Here is an 18,161-nt window from a genome sequence, read left to right on the forward strand (position 1 = left end):
GAGGTCAGCCGCCGAAGATCTCGGTGAACTTCATCTTGTTGGCCTGGTCGTCCGCCAGCGCCTTGGCCGGGTCGAAATCCAGCAGCTTGATGTCGTTCAGTGCCGGGAACCCCTCGGGCGGGGTGATGGCGGGATGCGCGGGCAGGTATCCCATGTCGGCGGCCAGTTGCTGGCCCTCTTCCGAGATCAGGAAGTCGACAAAGGCCTTGGCGGCGTCCGGGTTCTGCGCGGTCGACAGGATGGCGACCGGCTCTGTCACGGCAGAGACACCTTCCTCGGGAAAGACGAACTCGACCGGGGCGCCGTCCAGCTTGTTCCGGATCGGCAGGAAGTCGACCACGAACCCATAGAGTTTCTCGCCGCCCGCGACGGCCTTGTAGGTGCCACCGTTGCCACCTTCGGGGATGGCGCCCTGCGCGGCCAGGCCCTCGTAGAAATCCCAGCCCAGATCGGGATGCGCGGTGATGGCGGCCATGTGGATGGTCGCCGCGCCCGAGGTCAGCGGCGAGGGCATCGCCAGCTTGTCCTTGGCCGCCTCTTTCAGCAGGTCGGCATAGGAGGTCGGGACCATCTCGGCGCCGGTGTTGTAGACGATGCCGGTGGTGATCAGCTTGGTCGAGAAATAGTGCCCTTCGGCATCCATCAGGGATGGGTCATAGGCGCTGGTGTCGGCCTCGGGGTAAGCCATCAGGCGACCTTCGGCCTCCAGCCCTTCCATCGTGACCATGTCGGCGATCAGCAGCACGTCGGGTTGCGGGGCGCCAGCGGCGAATTCGGCGCGCAGCTTGGCCATGACCTTGGTGGTGCCGTCGCGGATCCATTCGACCTCGACCTCCGGGTACTTGGCCTGGAAGGCGTCGACCGTTTGCTGGGCATCGGCATTGGGCTGAGAGGTATACAGCACCAGCTTGCCCGACACCTCGGCCATCGCCGAAGTCGAAAGCAGCGCGACAGCAAGCGCGGAAAGGGCGAAACGCATGAGGGTCTCCATGATTTGGTTACATCGGCGACGGGCTATCAGAGCAATGTGACAGTCTTTCAACGGTCGGATCGGTGCTACAGCGCATCCGACCAGGCGGCCAGCAAAAGGGCTGCGGAGGCCGCCCCGGGGTCCACGTGACCGATGGACCGCTGGCCCAGTTTCTGCGACCGGCCCTTGCCGCTTTGCATCTGTGCGGTGGCATTGGCGCCATGCCGGGCGGCGTCGCGCGCGCGGATCAGCGCGTCCTGCAGCGTGGCGCCCTCGCTGGCCGCGACGCCAGCGGCCTCAGCGGCGGGCATCCAGGCGTCCAGCATGGTCTTGTCGCCGGGCCTTGCGCCGCCGCGTCCCGCGATGCCCTGCGCCATGCCATCCAGCCAGGCGGCCAGCGCGCGGGTGTCCAGGGCCCAACGGTCGGACACGGCCCGCCCGGCCGCGCCGAACCCCGAGGCATAGAGCGGCCCGGCAGAGGCGCCGACGGCCGAGAGAAAGCTGTCGGCGATCACCCTGCAGAGATCGGTGATCGTCATGTCCCGGTCTGCCGCGTCCATCGCGGTCATCACGGCCTTCCAGCCGATTTCCATTGTCACACCGTGGTCGCCATCGCCGATTTCGCCGTCGAGCGCGCAAAGCCTGTCCACCGCGCCAAAGATCGCCTCGGCCCCGGCCTGCATCATGGTGCGAAACTCTGCCGGGGTGACTTCGCCATCGGTGCGCAGGTCTGTGCGGTCGCCAGAGTGCGCCACTGGGGCAACCCTGTCCCTATGTCTGCGCGGGCGGGCGGTGCGGGTGACATCGGGTTTGCCGACGCGCAGCGCGGGCGTCTCGCAGGGATGGTCCAGCCATGCCTGCAGGTCCGCATCCAGCTTCATCAGGGTGATCGAGGCGCCCTCCATGTCCAGCGAGGTGCAGTATTCGCCGACCCAGCTGTGGTGGATCGTGATCCGCCGGTCTTCCAGCAATTGCGCGACACGCCGGTGCAGCAGGTAAAGCTCCAGCAGGCTGGTCGAGCCCAACCCGTTGACCAGAACGGCCACCCGGTCGCCCGCCGTGCAGGCCAGTTCCTCGAGGATCGGCGGCAGCAGGCGGTCCACGACCGCGTCTGCGCCCTCGGCAGGGCCGCGTTCGATGCCGGGCTCGCCGTGGATGCCCATGCCGATTTCCATCTCGCCCACGGGCAGGTCGAAATTCGGACGCCCGGTCTGGGGCAGGATGCAGGCAGAGAGCGCCACGCCCATCGTTCGGGTTGCCGCGTTCGCGCGTGCGGCGGCCTGTTCGACCTCGTCGAGGCTCAGGCCCAGATCCGCGGCCGCCCCCGCCACCTTGAAGACAAAGAAATCCCCGGCGATCCCGCGCCGCTCGCTGGCCCGTTCGGGCGGGGCCGAGGCGATGTCATCGGTCACGAGGAAAGAGCGCGCGGTGATCCCCTGTTCGGCCAGCCCCTCTTCGGCCATGCCGAAATTCATCACGTCCCCGGTGTAATTGCCGTAGAGAAACAGCACCCCCGCGCCGCCGTCGGCGGCAAATCCCGCGTCCATGATCTGCGCGGGCGAGGGCGAGGCAAAGATGTTCCCAAGCGGCGCCGCATCGGCCAGCCCCTTGCCGACATAGCCCGCAAAGGCGGGTTCGTGACCCGAGCCGCCGCCAATGACGATGCCGACCTTGCCGTCGCGCGGGCCGTTCAACGCGACGATGGCCCGGCCGGTGTCGCCCTCGACGCAGATCAGGTCGGGATGGGCTGAAACCATGCCGGCCACCAGGTCCTCGATAAGGGTGTCGGGATCGTTGATCAGCTTGCGGTGCTTCTGCGACATGATGCGGCCTCCCTTTCGGCGCAGGCTAGCGCAAGTCGAGGTGAACGCCATGCCTTTCGGACAGGAGTTTCGCCAGCTCCGCCAGTTCCCGCTGCTCCCGATCCGGGCCCCAACCTAGCGCGCCGCCCGCGATCCGCGCGACAGCGCGGCACAGGGCAGGCGTCAGGCGCCCGCTGATGGCCAGTGACGTGCGGCGCAGCAGGATGTCGGACAGGTGTTGGACCGCCTCGTGCGCCGCGATCCAGTCGATCTCGCGGTCGGTGTGGTCCGGCGCGTCGGGCAGGGGGGTGGCATCATGGCCCTCATGCGCGGCGATATTGCGTGCAGTGGTCCCGTAGCGGTCCAGCAGGACGGCCACGCGGTCCGGCGCAACGGCGGTCTCAGCCGCGACGTCTTTGATCCACGCCTGCCGCGCCTCGGCTGTTCGGGGCATGTCCCGTCCACCGCCGATGGGCATCTCGTCGGTCTTCTGCTGGCGGGACATGCCAAGCTCGGCCAGCACCCGGTCGCTGACCTCTGCCGAAAAGGCGCGGAAGGTGGTCCATTTGCCGCCGACCAGGGACATCACCGGAAAGGCGCGCTGCGGCGTCGCCGGGTCCAGCGGGGCGGAATGGTCGCGGCTGATTAGCCCCGGCGCCACGCCCTCGGAATTGGGCAAAGGGCGAATGCCCGCGTAGGCATAGACGATCTGGTCGTGATCAAAGTGCAGTCCGGGCAGCAGATCGCGCAGGCTCTGGATGAAATAGGCGGTCTCGGCCTCGGTGCAGATCACGGCATCGGGGTCTTTCGCCGGGATGTCGGTGGACCCGACCAGCGCCTTGCCGTGAAAGGGAAAGACCAGCAGGATGCGTCCGTCGTCCCCTTCGAAATAGATCATCCGCCCATCCAGCTGGTCCAGCAACTCGGGGTGATCCAGCAGGATATGCGATCCCTTGGTTCCCCCGATCAGCCGGGTGTCCAGCCCCAGCGATGCATTCACTTTGTCGATCCAGGGGCCGGCGGCATTGACCACGAAACGCGGGCGAACGACACGGTGTTGGCCCTGCGGTCCGCGCAGCGACACGGTGCCGTCCTGTTGTCCCTCGACCGTGGTCCAGTTCAGCGCCTCTGACGTGGGTGACAGGGCAACCCCGTCAGAGGTCAGCTCCATCACCAGCCGTTCCGGGGCGGTCACGGTGGCGTCGTAATAGGTGCCGACGGCGACGATCCGGGGCGTCAGGGCCGGGATCTGGGCCAGGGCGCGCGCCCGGCCCAACATGCTGTGCCGGGGCATCTGGCGCGCCTTTGCGCCGTAGAAATCGTAGATCGCCAGTCCTGCCTTGATCAGCAGCGCCCCACGGCTGCGCGGCGCCGTCTTCGAGCCGAAGAAAGTCCGCAGCGCGGCCCAGACACCCTTTGTCCAGGACTGGATCGGGATCACGGTGGGCAGGGGGTGGACCAGGTGCGCCGCGTTCCTTAGCAGCAGGTTCCGTTCATAAGTGGATTCCGCGACAAGGCGGAATTCCCCGGTTTCGAGGTATTTCAGTCCGCCGTGAATCAGGCGTGACGGTGCCGCGCTGGTGCCCGACCCGAAATCACCCTTGTCCACGATCATGCATTTCAGCCCCTGCGCGCAGAGATCGCGGAACACGCCGGCGCCGTTCACCCCGGCGCCGATGACCAGCACGTCAAGGTCTTCTGCGGCAGGCTCAGTCATTTGCGGTGCCCCGGGCGAGGGTTTCGAGGCTGTTCAGGCGATCCCAGGCCGCGCCCATGCCTTCGGCGATCTCATGGTAGATGGCGTAGCGCCGGGCATAATGCGCGGCGCGTTCTGGTGTCGGCAGATAGGTGGTTTCCAGCGCGGCGAGATCGCGCGGATCGGCGTTCCAGCCCGCAAAAGCGCCCACCGCGGCCCCGGCACACAGCGCGGCGCCCCAGGCGGCGGCCTCGTCCGTGTCGGTGACTGTGACGGGCATGTCCAGCACATCGGCAAAAAGCTGTGCCACCGACCGATTGCGTGAGGCCCCGCCGGTCAGCCGGGCCTCGCTGCCGCCGAAACTGCCACGCAGCGCATCGACGTGATCGCGGTGGTTGAAGGCCACCCCCTCCAGCAGCGCGGCCAGCAGGTCGCCGCGTTCGTGCCAACCCCGCAGACCCAGGAAGCCCGCGCTGGGCGCCGCGCCCATAGGAGAACCGAAGAGATAGGGGTGATAGAGGATCGAGGAGGGGCGGCTCAGCGCCGCGTCGATTTCGGGGCGCAGAAAGGCGTGGATGTCCTGGCCCTCGGCCCGTGCCTGCGCACGCTCCACGGCGCAGAAGGTGTCGAGGAACCAGTCGTAATTCGTGGTCGACGCGGGCGAGATGGACATGTTGTTCCACTGGCCCGCGTCGATGGCATTGCGGCAGAACCAGCGGGCATCGACGATTGGCCGGGTCGAGACGCTTTCGTTGATCGAATAGGTGCCGGCGACGATCCCCACGACACCGGGCCGATGAGCGCCGATCCCCAGCGCCGAGGCGGTCACGTCATGCAGACCCGCCGCCACGGGCGTGCCGGGGCGCAGGCCCGTCGCCTCCGCGGCCGCCTGCGTGACCTCCCCGACCACGCTGGCGGAATGGTCGGCGCGGGGCAGGGCGCCCTGCACATCGCCAAGGCCGAACAGCTCCAGCGCCTCTTGTGACCAGGTTTGCGACTGCACGTCGGTGAAAGACGTGCTGGCCTCGGTGTGATCGGTGCCGATGCGCCCGCTGAGGCAGAAGCACAGCCAATCCTTGCAGGCCAGAACATGGCCGATCTGGGCGAAACGGTCCGGCTCATGGCGCTGCACCCAGCCAAGCAGCGCGGAATGGGCCGAGACATGCGGCACCTGTCCAGTCAGGGCCAGCGCCCGTTGGTCGGTCCCGTCGGTCTGCCAGTCCTCGACGATCTGGAAGGCGCGACTGTCCAGCGACAGGATGCCGGTCCCCAGCGGCTTGCCTGCCTTGTCCAGCAGGTAGATCCCGTCGCCATGCGCGGTGGCGGCCACGGCGACGATACGCGCCGGGTCGGTCCCGCTGGTTTCCAGCACGTCCCGGATGGCCGAGGCGGTCTGTCGCCAGAGAACGCTCATGTCCCGCTCGACCCGGCGGGGCGCGGGTTTCAGCTGTGTCACGTTGCGTCGCGCGACAGCCAGCTGTGTCCCCTTCAGGTCGAAGATCACCGCCTTTGTCACGGTCAGACCGCTGTCGATGGCCAGGATCCGGTCCATGTCATGCCTCTCGGGATTGTCCGGAAAAAGGTCGGAGCCCGGGGGAGGAAGTCCGGGCTCCGGAGGTGGCGTGAATGACGTGCGCCTGCAGGCGCGCCGCCTTCAGCCCTTGTTGTACTTCGCGTCGACCTCGTTGATCGCGTTCACGTTCCCGGCCGAGCGGCCCTCGGGATCGAAGGAGGTCGAGAGGAAGGCATCGGCGATGTCCTTGGCCAGTTCCGCCCCGATCACGCGCGCGCCCATCGTGATGATCTGCGCGTTGTTCGAGGTCGAGGCCTTGCCCGCCGAATAGGTGTCATGGCACTGGGCCGCGCGGATGCCGGGTATCTTGTTGGCCGACATGGCAACGCCGATGCCGGTGCCGCAGATCAGGATCGCGCGGTCGTATTCGCCAGCCATGACGGCACTGGCCACGCGGTCCGAGAGATTGGCATAGAAGGGGTCCGGCCCTTCGCTGGTGCGCGAGATTTCCGACACCTCGTGCTTGTCCTTGAGGTGGTCGGCGAGGACCTTTGCCAGTTCTTCGCCTGCGCTGTCGCCTGCAACTGCAATTTTCATGGGATCGTGTCCTTTCGTTCAGATGGCGGTGGAGCACTTGGCAAGGATGTCGAGGTAGCCCTCGACCTTCCAGGCAGAGCGCCCGATGAAAAGCCCGTCGATATGCGGGCACTGGATGAGTTCCTCGCAATTGCCGGGGTTGACCGAGCCGCCGTAGAGGCAGGGCACGCGGCGTCCCAGCACCTCTTCGGCAACTGCGATGATCTCACCCTGCCGGTCGTCGGCATAGTCCGAGGTGGCGGGAATGCCGTTCTCGCCGATGGCCCAGACGGGTTCGTAGGCCAGCAGGATCGGCGCGGATTTCTGAGTGCCGTCCAGCTTGCCCAAGGCGCCGCGCACCTGCGCCGCCAGCACCTCTTGCGCGCGGTCTTCCTCGCGTTCGGCCAGGGTCTCGCCGATGCAGATCAGCGGGATCAGCCCGTGGCGCACGGCGGCCTCGGTCTTGAGTCCGACGGTCTCGTCGGTCTCGCCGAAATGTTCGCGCCGTTCGGAATGGCCCAGCTCGACGATGTCGAGCCCACAATCGGTGAGCATGAGCGGCGAGACTTCACCCGTCCAGGCGCCCTGGTCGGCCCAGTGCATGTTCTGCGCGCCGACCTTGACCGAACTGTCCGCGAGGATCTGCTTGACCTCGCGCACGGCGGTGAAGGGCGGGATCACGAACCGCTGGATGCGCGGATCGCGGTCCGCGTCGGCGCCTGCGAGGGCAGTGGCAAAGGCCTGCGCCTCTGCCAGCGTCTTGTTCATCTTCCAGCTGGTTCCGATCCAGAACTGTGGGTGTGTCATGCCTCGGCCTCTTGGGGGTCTGCGATTGTCAGGGTCAGCCCGGCCTCGTCCAGGGCCGCGCGGGCCTCGGGGGCGGGGGGCTGGTCGGTGATGATGTGGTCGAATTCGGACAGGGCGGCCAGCCGGTGCAGGGCGGCGTTGCCAAAGCGGCTGTGGTTGACCAGGAGCACACGGCACGCCCCTTGCCGCATCATTGCCTGCTTGGACCGGACCACGGTTTCGTCCATGTGAAACACCTCCAGCCCCGACACGGCGGGAGCGGAGATAAAGGCAACGTCGGCGCGCAGATGCGCCAGCGCATCCTCTGTCACCTTGCCGAGATAGGCGTTGAACTTGGCGGAATAGACGCCACCCAGGGCGATCAGGGTGATCCCGGCCTCTGCCTTCAGGGTATCCATGACCGCCGCGTTGTTGGTGATCACCGTCAGGGGTCGGCAGGCGGCAAGCTGCTGGCCCAGGATCGCGGCCATCGAACCATCGTTGATCATGACCGTCATGCCCGGTTCGACAAGGCGCAGCGCGGCGCGGGCCATCGCCAACTTGGCCGGGGCGCCCTGCCGTTCGCGAAAGCGGAAATCGCTTTCGAACTGGGTGCCGGAGCGGATCGTGGCGCCGCCACGGATTTTCCGCAGCAGACCCGCGCCTTCGAGGTCGTCGAGGTCGCGGTGAATGGTCATCCGGGACACGGCAAACCGATCGGCGAGCGCGTCGAGCTCGACCTCTCCATCCGTGACCAGCAGGTCCATGATCGCTTGTTGCCTGTCGTCTCTCTTCACCCCGGTTCCTCCTGAAACGTAACATCTCACATCACACAAATATCGTCAATTGTGTTATTTTGGGATTAATTATTGTGATTTTCCGCGGGATCCCGTAACACCGGGTCAACGCAGGAGGACATGATGCCCAAAGATTCGATGCCGCAGGCGATTGCCGCCAAAGCCGCGCTGGACCCCGGGGGCTTTGCCCTGGCGAACTGTATACGTGCCCTTTCGATCGATGCGGTCGAGGCGGCGAAATCGGGCCATCCCGGTGCGCCGATGGGCATGGCCGATGCGGCCACCGCGCTGTTTCGCGATCATCTGAAATTCGACGCTTCGGCCCCCGACTGGCCGGATCGCGACCGGGTGGTCTTGTCCAACGGTCATGCGTCGATGCTGCTGTACTCGCTTCTGCACCTGACCGGCTATGCCGACATGACCATCGAGGAACTGCGCAACTTCCGCCAGCTTGGCGCCCGCACCGCGGGGCATCCGGAATACGGCCATGCCAAGGGGATCGAGACCACGACCGGGCCGCTGGGTCAGGGCTTTGCCAATGCCGTCGGCATGGCGATGGCCGAACGCGCCTTGGGCGCCGAGTTCGGTGCCGACCTTGTCGATCACCACACTTATGTGTTCCTCGGTGACGGCTGTTTGCAGGAGGGCATCGGCCAGGAGGCGATCTCGCTGGCCGGTCACCTGGGTCTGGGCAAGCTGATCGTGCTCTACGACGACAACCAGATCACCATCGACGGGCCGACCTCGGTGTCCTTTTCCGAGGATGTGCCGGGGCGCCTTCGGGCCTGTGGCTGGCATGTGCTGGAATGTGACGGTCATGATGTTCCGGCGGTGTCTGCCGCCATCGCAGAGGCCAAGAGGGAAACAGGCAAGCCGACGCTGATCGCCATGAAGACGACGATCGGCTTTGGCGCACCCTCCAAGGCGGGCACAGCCTCGGCGCACGGGTCGCCGCTGGGCGCCGAAGAGGCCGCCGCCGCCAAGGCGGCACTGGGCTGGGAGGCCGCCCCCTTCGAGGTGCCCGCCGATCTCGCCGCCGAATGGCGGGCCATCGGGGCGCGTGGCGGGGCCGCCCGCAAGGACTGGGAAGCCCGGCTTGCCGCCTCCTCCGACCGCGCGGAGTTCTCGCGCCGTATCGCGCGCGAGCTGCCCGGCGGATATGACGCGGCGGTGGCGCAGGCGCGCGCGGCGCTCTTCGCGGAGCCGCAGAATATCGCCACCCGCAAGGCCAGCCAGGTCGCGCTGGAGGCGCTCGCCCCCGCGCTGCCAGAGCTGATCGGCGGGTCGGCCGACCTCACCGGCTCCAACCTCACCCGGGTTCCGGCGGTGGACAGTCAGTTCTCCCGCCAGGAGCCGGGGCGCTACGTCGGCTACGGAGTGCGTGAATTCGGTATGGCGGCGGCCATGAACGGGATGAACACCCACGGCGGGGTGATCCCCTACGGCGGCACCTTCCTTGTCTTTTCGGACTATGCCCGCAACGCGATCCGCCTGTCCGCGCTGATGGGCGTCGGCACGATCTATGTCATGACCCATGACAGCATCGGCCTGGGTGAGGACGGCCCGACGCACCAGCCGGTGGAACATCTGACATCGCTGCGCGCGATCCCGAACCTCTACACCTTCCGACCCGCCGACGCGGTCGAGACACTGGAATGCTGGGATATCGCCATCCGGTCGCGCGGGACCCCGTCGCTGCTGGCGCTCAGCCGCCAGGGTGTGCCGCAGCTGCGGCTGGAAGCCGGGGACGAAAACCTGAGCGCGAAGGGCGCCTATGTCCTGCGCAGCTACGGCGAGGGGCGCGACCTGACCCTGTTGGCCACGGGCACCGAAGTCAGCCTTGCGGTCGAGGCTGCCGAGACGCTGGCGGAACGGGGTTTGGGCGTTGCCGTCGTCTCGATGCCGTCGTGGGAGTTGTTCGAGGCGCAACCGGCAGAGTACCGCGCCGAGGTTCTGGGCTCTGCGCCCCGTATTGCCGTCGAGGCGGCCAGCACCTACGGCTGGACCCGCTATGTCGCCTCCGAGGCGGACGTGATCGGGATGCGGGGCTTTGGCGCCTCCGGCCCGGCAGAGGACCTCTACCGCAGCTTCGGCATCACGCGCGAGGCCATCGTCGCCAAGGCGGATGCGCTGCTGAGCGGGCAGGGGTAAGCCCATGCAGGCGCCCCTGAAACTGGACGGCGACACGGCCGTCACCGCACCCACCCTGGCCGCGCATCTGGCGGGTTGGGCGGGCGAAGACCCCGCGCGCCGCGCGCTGGCGGCACTTCTGATCCGTCTCGCGGAGGCCAGCGTGCCGCTGGCCGCGCGGCTGGCACAGGGACACCTGACCGGCGACCCGACACATGTGATCGGCACCAACGATTCCGGCGACAAGCAGAAGGCGCTGGACATGGGCGCGCATGACCATTTCATCCGGGTCCTGCGCGACATGTCGGTGGCACGGGTCCTGTCCGAAGAGGCCGAGGAGGTCGAGACCATCGACCCCGACGGCACATTCGACCTGGCGATGGATCCGATCGACGGGTCCGGCAGCATCGGCATCGGCGCGCCGCTGGGGGCGCTCTTCGCGATCTTCCCGGCAGGTGACGGTTTCCTGCGCAAGGGGCGAGAGATGATCGCCGCCTGCTACGTGTCCTTCGGGCATTCGGTCGACTTTGGTTTCAGCACCGGCGCGGGCGTCGACATCGCCACGCTGGACCCGGTGACAGGGGTCTTTCACGTCGACACCACGGCCGTCACGATCAAGCCGGAGACCTCGACCGTGGCCTTCAACGCCTCGAACCGGCGACGCTGGCCCGAAGGGTTGCAACGCTACACAGAGGACCTGCTGCACGGGGCCGAGGGACCGCGCGGGCGCGATTTCAACATGCGCTGGATCGCCGCCGCCGTGGGGGATCTGCACCGCATCCTGCGCCGGGGCGGGCTGTTCATGTACCCCGGCGATACGCGCCCGGGCTACGAGGACGGTTTTCTGCGGCTCGCCTACGAGGCCTTCCCGATTGCCTACCTGATCGAACAGGCGGGCGGCACGGCGACCGATGGACAGACTGCCATTCTGGACCTGTCGCCCGCCCACCTGCATGACCGCGTGCCGCTGATCTTCGGCAGCCGCGACGAGGTCGCGACGCTCTGCGACTACCTTTCCCCCTCCGACTGACAGGAGTCCGAGATGCCCCGTATCACCCTACGCCAGCTGCTCGATCACGCGGCAGAGAACGGCTATGCCGTGCCGGCCTTCAACATGTCCAACATGGAACAGGGGTTGGCGATCATGGCCGCGGCCAATGAAACCGGGTCGCCGGTCATCCTGCAGGCCAGCCGCGGTGCGCGCAGCTATGCCAATGACACGGTGCTGGCCAAGCTGATTGACGCGCTGGTGGAAATCTACCCGCATATCCCGGTCTGCATGCACCTGGATCACGGCAACAACCTTGCCACTTGCGTCACCGCCATCCAGCACGGGTTCACCTCTGTCATGATGGATGGTTCGCTGAAGGAAGACGGCACCACGCCCGCCGATTACGCCTATAACGTGGGGATCACCCGCGCCGTGGTCGAGATGGCCCATGCCGCCGGCGTGTCGGTCGAGGGAGAGCTGGGCGTGCTCGGATCTCTGGAAACCGGGCAGGGCGACCAGGAGGACGGGCACGGTGCGACAGGCATCCTGTCGCATGACCAGTTGCTGACCGACCCCGAAGAGGCAGAGCGTTTCGTGGCCGACACCGGCGTCGATGCACTGGCGGTGGCGATGGGCACCAGTCACGGCGCCTACAAGTTCACCCGTCAACCGGATGGGGACGTGCTGGCGATGGACGTGATCGAGGCGATCCACCAGCGCCTGCCCAACACCCACCTGGTCATGCATGGATCCTCCTCGGTGCCCGAGGAGCTGCGCCTGCTGATCAACGAGTACGGCGGCGAGATCAAGCCGACCTGGGGCGTGCCGCTGGAGGAAATCCGGCGCGGCATCCGCCACGGCGTGCGCAAGGTCAACATCGACACCGACCTGCGGCTGGCGGCCACGGCGGCAATCCGCAAGACCCTGATGAGCGCGCCCGCCGAATTCGACCCCCGCAAGTACCTGAAGCCGGCCATGGACGGCATGAAGGCGCAATGCGTCGAGAAATTCGAGGCATTCGGAACCGCCGGCCAGGCCGAGCGCATCCGCACGCGTTCGCTGGCCGACATGGCCCTGGCCTATTGATCCCCCGAAAGGAGACCGAGCTATGAAATTCTTCGTGGACACTGCCAACATCGACGACATCAAGGAGCTGAACGACTATGGGCTGCTGGATGGCGTGACGACGAACCCCTCGCTGATCGCCAAGTCCGGGCGTGACTTCAAGGAGGTCATCGCGGAAATTTGCAAGGTCGTGGCAGGGCCGGTTTCGGCCGAGGTCGCGGCGATGGATTTCGACGGGATGGTCGCCGAGGGCGAGCATCTGGCGAAGATCGCCGACAACGTGGTCATCAAGCTGCCGCTGACGCTGGACGGGCTGAAGGCCTGCCGCCATTTCACGGCCAAGGGCATCAAGACGAATGTCACGCTCTGCTTCGCGGCCAACCAGGCGTTGCTGGCGGCCAAGGCGGGCGCGACCTATATCTCGCCCTTCGTCGGGCGGCTGGATGACCTGAACATCGACGGGATGGAACTGATCCACGAGATCCGCACCATATTTGACAACTACGGGTTCAAGACGGAAATCCTGGCGGCCTCGATCCGCTCGGCCAACCACGTCAAGGAGGCCGCCATCGCGGGCGCCGACGTGGCGACGATCCCGCCGGGCGTCATCAAGGGGTTGGCGGATCATGCGCTGACCGACAAGGGGCTGGACCAGTTCGCCAAGGACTGGGCCGCGACCGGACAATCGATCCTGTGAGCCATTTGGCGGGTCCGGCGCTGTCGCGGCGGGCCTGCCTATTCCTCCATCAGAGTCTTGGCGGTACGTTCATCGGTGATGAGGCCCGACAGGCGCCCGCTTTTCAGGATGGCCCGGATCGCGGCGACCTTTTCGGGTCCGCCTGCCAGGGCGATGATCCGGTCGTCGCGGGTTTCATCCAGCGAGACCGCCAGCGTCCGCGAGGTCAGCGGCGTTTCCAGCGCCTTGCCCTCGGGGTCGAAGAAATGGCCCAGCATTTCACCCACGCCGCCCGCCTCTGAAATCGCCTCGATCTCGGAGGGCTCGATCATGCCGGAGGTGACAAGCTGGGTTTCCGCCTCGACCGTGCCGACGCCAACGATCTTGAGCGGCGCCGTTTCGGCAAGCTGAAAGACCTCGGCCACGCCACGCTGCGCCAGCAGAACCTCGCGGTCCTCGGTGGTGTTGGCGAAGAAGGGGACCGGCATGACATAGGCCCGCGCGCCGGTCTTTTCGGCCAACAGATGCATCACGTCATGCGGGTTGGCCGCAAAGTTCCGGGTCAGCCCACCCAGGAGAGAGACGAAGCTCAACCCGTTGGTGTGGAAACGGGGCATGGCGCGCACCGCCTCGGCCAGGGTGCGGCCGTGGCCGATGCCGATGGTCAGTTCCTCGCCGCTTTCCAGCCAGCGGCGCAGTCGCGATGCGCCGGCGATCCCCAGCGTGCGCAGGGGCAGGCCCTCTTCGTCCAGGTCCGGGGCGACTTCGCAGGTGTCCAGCCCGTAGCGCAGGCACAGCGCCTGTTCCAGTTCGATACACTCGATGATCTCGCCTTCGATGCTGACCTTGACGGCACCTTCGGCCACCGCGCGTGCGATCAGGCGATGCGCCTTGACCGATTGCACGCCCAGCCGCTTGGCCACTTCGGCCTGTCGCATTCCGCCGACATAGTGCAGCCATGCGGCGCGGATCGACAAGGAATGCTCGGCATCGCCCGACATCCGATCTTTGGCCATCTCATGTCCTCCACACTCCGGCGCCTAGCGCGCCCGCTCCATGATCCCGGTCAGCGCCTCGGCGTCCAGGGGGACGGGGTTGGCTTTCATCGAGGAAGAGCTGGCCGCCATCCGGGCGGCCTCGGCCCTATGTTCCCCGTTCACACCCTGCGCGTCCAGTCCGGGCAGACCGGCCTTCCGCGACCAATCGGCCAGCGCGGCAAAGGCCCGCGCGGGGTCCGTGCCAAGAACCCGGCCAAGGTCATCGCGCAGGTCCGCAAGGCGGCGGGCGGCGTCACCCGTTGCCCGGGCTGCGTTTTCCTCCAGCACATGTGGCAGCAGGCTGCCGCAAATCGCCCCGTGCGCCGCGCCGGACAGGCCGCCCAGCGGACCGGCCAGGCCATGCACGGCCCCCAGCCCCGCGTTGGCCAGTGCAAGCCCGCCGCACAGGCTGGTCCAGGCCAGCTGGTCGCGGGCGTCCGGGTCCTCTTGCCGCATCAGCGTCATCAATGCCGCCAGCCCCGAGGCAATCGCGGGGCGGCATAGCGCATCGGTCATCGGGTTGGCGCGGGTGCAGACATAGGGTTCGATCACCTGCGTCACCGCATCCAGCCCCGAGGCCAGCGTCACGCCGCGCGGGCAGTTGTCTGTCAGCGAAGGGTCGACAATCGCCATCCAGGGCAACATGCGCGCGTCCCGCAAGCTGACCTTGCGTTGTGCCTCCGGCACGGCAATCACCGCGTTGCGGGTGACTTCGGCGCCGGTGCCGGCGGTGGTCGGAATGGCGGCAAAGGGCAGGGGGGCGGTGTCCAGCGGCAGGCCCTTGCCGACCACCTCCAGGTGATCCAGCAGGGGGCGCGTGGCGGGGACCAGGGCCGCGATGGCCTTGCCCGCGTCAATGACGGCGCCGCCGCCAAGGGCTATGACCACCTGCGCCGCGCTGGCGCGGGCGGCTGTCACGCCCGCCTCGATCATCGCAAGGTCGGGTTCTGCCGCGACGCTGAGACGGTCGACGGAGCAGCCTTCAGCCTCCAGCGCGGCCGACAGCCAGTCGGCCCGCGCCGGGGTGCCGCCCTGGACCAGCAGCACGCGCTGTCCCCGGGCGGCCAGGTCGGGCACCGCCCGCCCGGCCTCGCCCCGGCCAAAGCGGATTTGCGTGGCCGTGGCAAAGGAGAAGGCGGGCAGGGACATGGTTCAGACCTCCAGCTTGGCAATCATCAGGACCGCATCCGCCGCTTCCGCGCCCTTCTTGACGAAATGGTCGCGGTAAAAACCGACATGTTCCTCGGTCGGCTGGAAGTGATGCGGCGTCAGCGAGACCGAGAAGGTTGGGACGCCGGTTTCCAGTTGGGCCGTCATCAGCCCGTCAACAACCGCCTGGGCGACGAAGTCATGGCGGTAGATCCCGCCATCGACCACAAGCGCGGCGCAGACCACGGCGTCATACTTGCCGCTCTGCCCCAGCTTCTTGGCCAAGAGCGGCATCTCGAAGGCGCCGGGCACGTCGAAGGGCGTGACCGTGGCGGGCGCCCCGGCCTCTCCGATGCGTTGTTCGAACCCGGTCAGCGCCTGGTCGACGATATCGGCGTGCCAACGGGCCTTGATGAAGGCGATTTTCAGTGTTTCAGACATGGAACCATCCTTTGCGTTTCACAAATGGTCCCAAGGCGATGCCATCCGCGCAGGCCGGATGGCCCGTCGGCTGGTTCTCTTCCATCCGGACTATTACCGTCGGCCCCGGAATTTCACCGGTGTCTGCTGGACCCTTCCGGGTGTTTCCGAAAGGCGCTCGCGGGCTGTCACCGCCGGTGGGGAATTGCACCCCGCCCTGAGAACGCGGCAAGGTTTGGCGGCATGCGGCGGAAAAGGCAAGCATCTTTGCGACAGGTTCGCGATATCGGCGACCCCGATCAGACATTCAGGTCGTTCACCCCACTGTCGATATGCGGCGCCCAAAAAGCCACGCTTTCGGCGATCTGGGGGATCACCTGGCGGTCGTTCGGCTCGCGCTCCTTAAAGGACAGTTCAAGGCAGATCTCATTGTCGACGGCGCCGCCCTCGGCAAAGGCCTTGAGCAGCGGATCGGGCTGGATCGCGCCCTTGGCGTTGAACTCGGCGGTAAAGGGGCGGTGCCCGGACTTGTCCATCATCGACTGCTTGATGTGAATGATCGGGCTGACCTTCGGCACCGCGCGGGCCCAGGCGTATGGATCGGTGTCATCCGGGTTGGGCGAGGTCACGTCGCCGTGGTCGATATCGGCCATCATCCACATCGGGACGGCCATGTTTGCGGCGGTCAGGCGGTCCTGCAGCTTGATGCATTCGGCGATGGTTTCGCCGAATTCGCGGCCAACGCTCATGGGCTCCCAAAAGACATAGTCGAGACCTGCAGCGCTGGCGTGTTCGGCCACCTCTGCCCAGCAGTCGATGACGATCTGCAGCAGGTCTTCGCGCCGGGCGGGGTCGTCGTAGTCCCGAAAGGTGAAGATCGCGAATTGCGTGCCGACGGAGGTGCCGCCGAGGTCGCCGATGATATCGGCGAAGGTCTTGAACCAGTCGACGTAATAGCGCCGCACGTCCCGGTCGGGATGGCCAAAGTGGTTGAGCCGCCCGTAAGGCCCGGTCATGCCGCTGGTCACGCGGGCGCCGGTGCGCGTCAGTGCGGCGCCCATCTGCCGGGTCAGGCGACGGATCACCGGGGCGGGCCAGCTGGGGTTGATGAATTCATGCGTCAGCTGGATGTCCCTGATCCGGATGTCGCGCGCGATGGCGTCGATCAGGTCGTCCGGTTCGGCAAAACGGTTCACCAGCGGGTTGGTGTTCAGTGAAAGCGTCAGCGCCATGTCACGCGGCCTCCTGCCGGGCATCGAACCAGGCGGCAAAGGCGGCCTGCTCGGCCTCGGTCAGGTGCAGGCGGTGCTTTGTCCTCCGCCACAGGATGTCCTCTGCGGTCTGCGCCCATTCGTGGTTCACCAGATAGGTTACCTCGGCCTCATAAAGCTGGCCGCCAAAGTGCTGCCCCAGCCCCTCCAGCGAGGTCGCATCGCCGGCGATCTGGCGGACACGGCTGCCGTAGCAGCGCCCGTAGTGGCGGCGCAACTCGCGCGGCATCCAGGGATAGTCCTGCTTCATCGTGTTGCGGAACTGCTCGTAGTCGGCGTTTTTCAGGTCGCCGCCGGGCAGGGGGGCATTTTCGGTCCAGTCCCCGCCCATCCTGGGAAAGAACTTTTCGATCTTGTGCATTCCGCGCTCTGCCAGCTCGCGGAAGGTGGTGATCTTGCCGCCAAAGATGTTCAGGAGCGGCGCGCCGCCGGTCTCGTCCACGTCAAAGACGTAGTCGCGTGTCACAGCAGAGGGGTTGCCCTGCCCGTCATCGAACAGCGGTCGCACGCCGGAAAAGGTGGTTTCCACGTCGTCACGCGTCAGCTCTTCCTTGAAGTAGCGGTTCACGGCGTCGATCAGGTATAGCACCTCGCTCTCGTCGGCGGTCACGTCCTCTGCCCGGCCGTCATAGGCGATGTCGGTGGTGCCGATCAGGGCCTTGTCGCGCTCGTAGGGGTTGATGAAGATCACCCGCTTGTCGTGGTTCTGGACCAGGTAGGCGTTCTCACCCTTCCAGAACTTGGGCACGATGATGTGGCTGCCCTTGACCAGCCGGACGTTGCGCGCGCTGTTCGAACCGGCCACCCGGGTCACCACATCCGTCACCCAGGGGCCGGCGGCGTTGACCAGCAGCTTGGCCTCGAATTCCCGCGTCTCGCCGGTGACGGAGTTTTTCGTCGTCACCCGCCATGCGCCGTTTTCGCGTCGCGCCGAGATGCAGGGCGAGCGGGTCAGGACCTCGGCCCCGCGTTCCGCCGCGTCGACCGCGTTCAGCACCACGAGCCGCGCATCATCGACCCAGCAGTCCGAGTATTCGAAGCCGCGTGTATAGGTGTCCTTGATTGCCGCGCCCTCGGGGTCGCGGCGCAGGTCCAGCGTTCGGGTGCCCGGCAGTTTCTTGCGCCCGCCCAAGTGATCGTAAAGAAACAGGCCCAGCCGCACCAACCAGGCAGGCCGGTCCTGGGGGCTGTGCGGCAGGACAAAGCGCATGGGCCAGATGATGTGCGGCGCGTTCTTCATCAGCACTTCGCGTTCGATCAGCGCCTCGCGCACCAGCCGGAA

Annotated in this window: 16 protein-coding genes and 1 riboswitch; of the genes, 4 read left to right on the forward strand and 12 right to left on the reverse strand. The window is 66.7% G+C overall.

The window, feature by feature from the left end:
- Nucleotides 1-4: 4 nt before the first annotated feature.
- The 7 genes from PVW46_RS17260 to PVW46_RS17290 form a co-directional block, all read right to left on the reverse strand.
- Nucleotides 5-979, reverse strand: a complete 975-nt coding sequence (locus tag PVW46_RS17260; RefSeq protein ID WP_069210949.1) for an ABC transporter substrate-binding protein — start codon at nt 977-979, stop codon at nt 5-7.
- Between the two features lie 77 nt (nt 980-1,056).
- Nucleotides 1,057-2,793 carry a dihydroxyacetone kinase subunit DhaL gene (gene dhaL / locus PVW46_RS17265; RefSeq protein WP_069210950.1) on the reverse strand — a complete coding sequence of 579 codons (1,737 nt, stop codon included), beginning with the start codon at nt 2,791-2,793 and terminating at the stop codon, nt 1,057-1,059.
- Nucleotides 2,794-2,818: 25 nt separating this feature from the next.
- Nucleotides 2,819-4,489 (reverse strand): glycerol-3-phosphate dehydrogenase/oxidase, encoded by a 1,671-nt coding sequence (locus PVW46_RS17270; protein ID WP_069210951.1) that lies wholly within the window; start codon nt 4,487-4,489, stop codon nt 2,819-2,821.
- Nucleotides 4,482-6,020, reverse strand: a complete 1,539-nt coding sequence (locus tag PVW46_RS17275) for an FGGY-family carbohydrate kinase (RefSeq protein WP_069210952.1) — start codon at nt 6,018-6,020, stop codon at nt 4,482-4,484. Before PVW46_RS17275 ends, PVW46_RS17270 begins: the two co-directional genes overlap by 8 nt.
- 102 nt (nt 6,021-6,122) lie before the next feature.
- Nucleotides 6,123-6,578 (reverse strand): D-erythrulose-4-phosphate isomerase, encoded by a 456-nt coding sequence (gene derI / locus PVW46_RS17280; RefSeq protein WP_043137092.1) that lies wholly within the window; start codon nt 6,576-6,578, stop codon nt 6,123-6,125.
- A gap of 18 nt (nt 6,579-6,596) precedes the next feature.
- Nucleotides 6,597-7,364: a triose-phosphate isomerase gene (locus PVW46_RS17285; protein ID WP_069210953.1), complete on the reverse strand. Its 768-nt coding sequence runs from the start codon at nt 7,362-7,364 to the stop codon at nt 6,597-6,599.
- Nucleotides 7,361-8,140 carry a DeoR/GlpR family DNA-binding transcription regulator gene (locus PVW46_RS17290; RefSeq protein ID WP_069210954.1) on the reverse strand — a complete coding sequence of 260 codons (780 nt, stop codon included), beginning with the start codon at nt 8,138-8,140 and terminating at the stop codon, nt 7,361-7,363. Before PVW46_RS17290 ends, PVW46_RS17285 begins: the two co-directional genes overlap by 4 nt.
- A gap of 138 nt (nt 8,141-8,278) precedes the next feature.
- Here PVW46_RS17290 and tkt point away from each other — a divergent pair, with 138 nt between their 5' ends.
- From tkt to fsa, 4 genes are read left to right on the forward strand one after another with little or no spacing between them, the layout of a single operon-like run.
- Complete coding sequence (tkt, locus tag PVW46_RS17295) at nt 8,279-10,291, forward strand: transketolase (RefSeq protein WP_069211014.1); 2,013 nt, start codon at nt 8,279-8,281, stop codon at nt 10,289-10,291.
- Between the two features lie 4 nt (nt 10,292-10,295).
- The gene (locus tag PVW46_RS17300) at nt 10,296-11,300 is read left to right on the forward strand and encodes a class 1 fructose-bisphosphatase (RefSeq protein WP_069210955.1); all 1,005 of its coding nucleotides are present in this window, start codon (nt 10,296-10,298) and stop codon (nt 11,298-11,300) included.
- A 12-nt stretch (nt 11,301-11,312) separates the two neighbouring features.
- On the forward strand, nt 11,313-12,347 hold the full coding sequence (fba, locus tag PVW46_RS17305) for a class II fructose-bisphosphate aldolase (protein ID WP_069210956.1): 1,035 nt from the start codon (nt 11,313-11,315) through the stop codon (nt 12,345-12,347).
- 22 nt (nt 12,348-12,369) lie between these two features.
- Nucleotides 12,370-13,023 carry a fructose-6-phosphate aldolase gene (fsa, locus tag PVW46_RS17310; RefSeq protein WP_043137083.1) on the forward strand — a complete coding sequence of 218 codons (654 nt, stop codon included), beginning with the start codon at nt 12,370-12,372 and terminating at the stop codon, nt 13,021-13,023.
- A 38-nt stretch (nt 13,024-13,061) separates the two neighbouring features.
- On the opposite strand, the gene PVW46_RS17315 is transcribed toward fsa, so the two are convergent.
- The 5 genes from PVW46_RS17315 to PVW46_RS17335 form a co-directional block, all read right to left on the reverse strand.
- Nucleotides 13,062-14,018 carry a sugar-binding transcriptional regulator gene (locus PVW46_RS17315; protein WP_082024531.1) on the reverse strand — a complete coding sequence of 319 codons (957 nt, stop codon included), beginning with the start codon at nt 14,016-14,018 and terminating at the stop codon, nt 13,062-13,064.
- 24 nt (nt 14,019-14,042) lie between these two features.
- Nucleotides 14,043-15,182: an iron-containing alcohol dehydrogenase gene (locus PVW46_RS17320; RefSeq protein ID WP_419182889.1), complete on the reverse strand. Its 1,140-nt coding sequence runs from the start codon at nt 15,180-15,182 to the stop codon at nt 14,043-14,045.
- Nucleotides 15,183-15,191: 9 nt separating this feature from the next.
- Nucleotides 15,192-15,629 carry a 6,7-dimethyl-8-ribityllumazine synthase gene (locus PVW46_RS17325; RefSeq protein ID WP_069210958.1) on the reverse strand — a complete coding sequence of 146 codons (438 nt, stop codon included), beginning with the start codon at nt 15,627-15,629 and terminating at the stop codon, nt 15,192-15,194.
- Nucleotides 15,630-15,698: 69 nt separating this feature from the next.
- A riboswitch (FMN riboswitch) is annotated at nt 15,699-15,837 on the reverse strand.
- Between the two features lie 70 nt (nt 15,838-15,907).
- The gene (locus PVW46_RS17330; RefSeq protein WP_069210959.1) at nt 15,908-16,840 is read right to left on the reverse strand and encodes a sugar phosphate isomerase/epimerase family protein; all 933 of its coding nucleotides are present in this window, start codon (nt 16,838-16,840) and stop codon (nt 15,908-15,910) included.
- Between the two features lies 1 nt (nt 16,841).
- On the reverse strand, nt 16,842-18,161 hold a 1,320-nt coding region (locus PVW46_RS17335), incomplete at its 5' end, for a glycerol-3-phosphate dehydrogenase (protein ID WP_274576856.1).

Source organism: Mameliella sp. AT18 (assembly GCF_028807275.1).
Classification (GTDB): Bacteria; Pseudomonadota; Alphaproteobacteria; order Rhodobacterales; family Rhodobacteraceae; genus Antarctobacter; species Antarctobacter albus.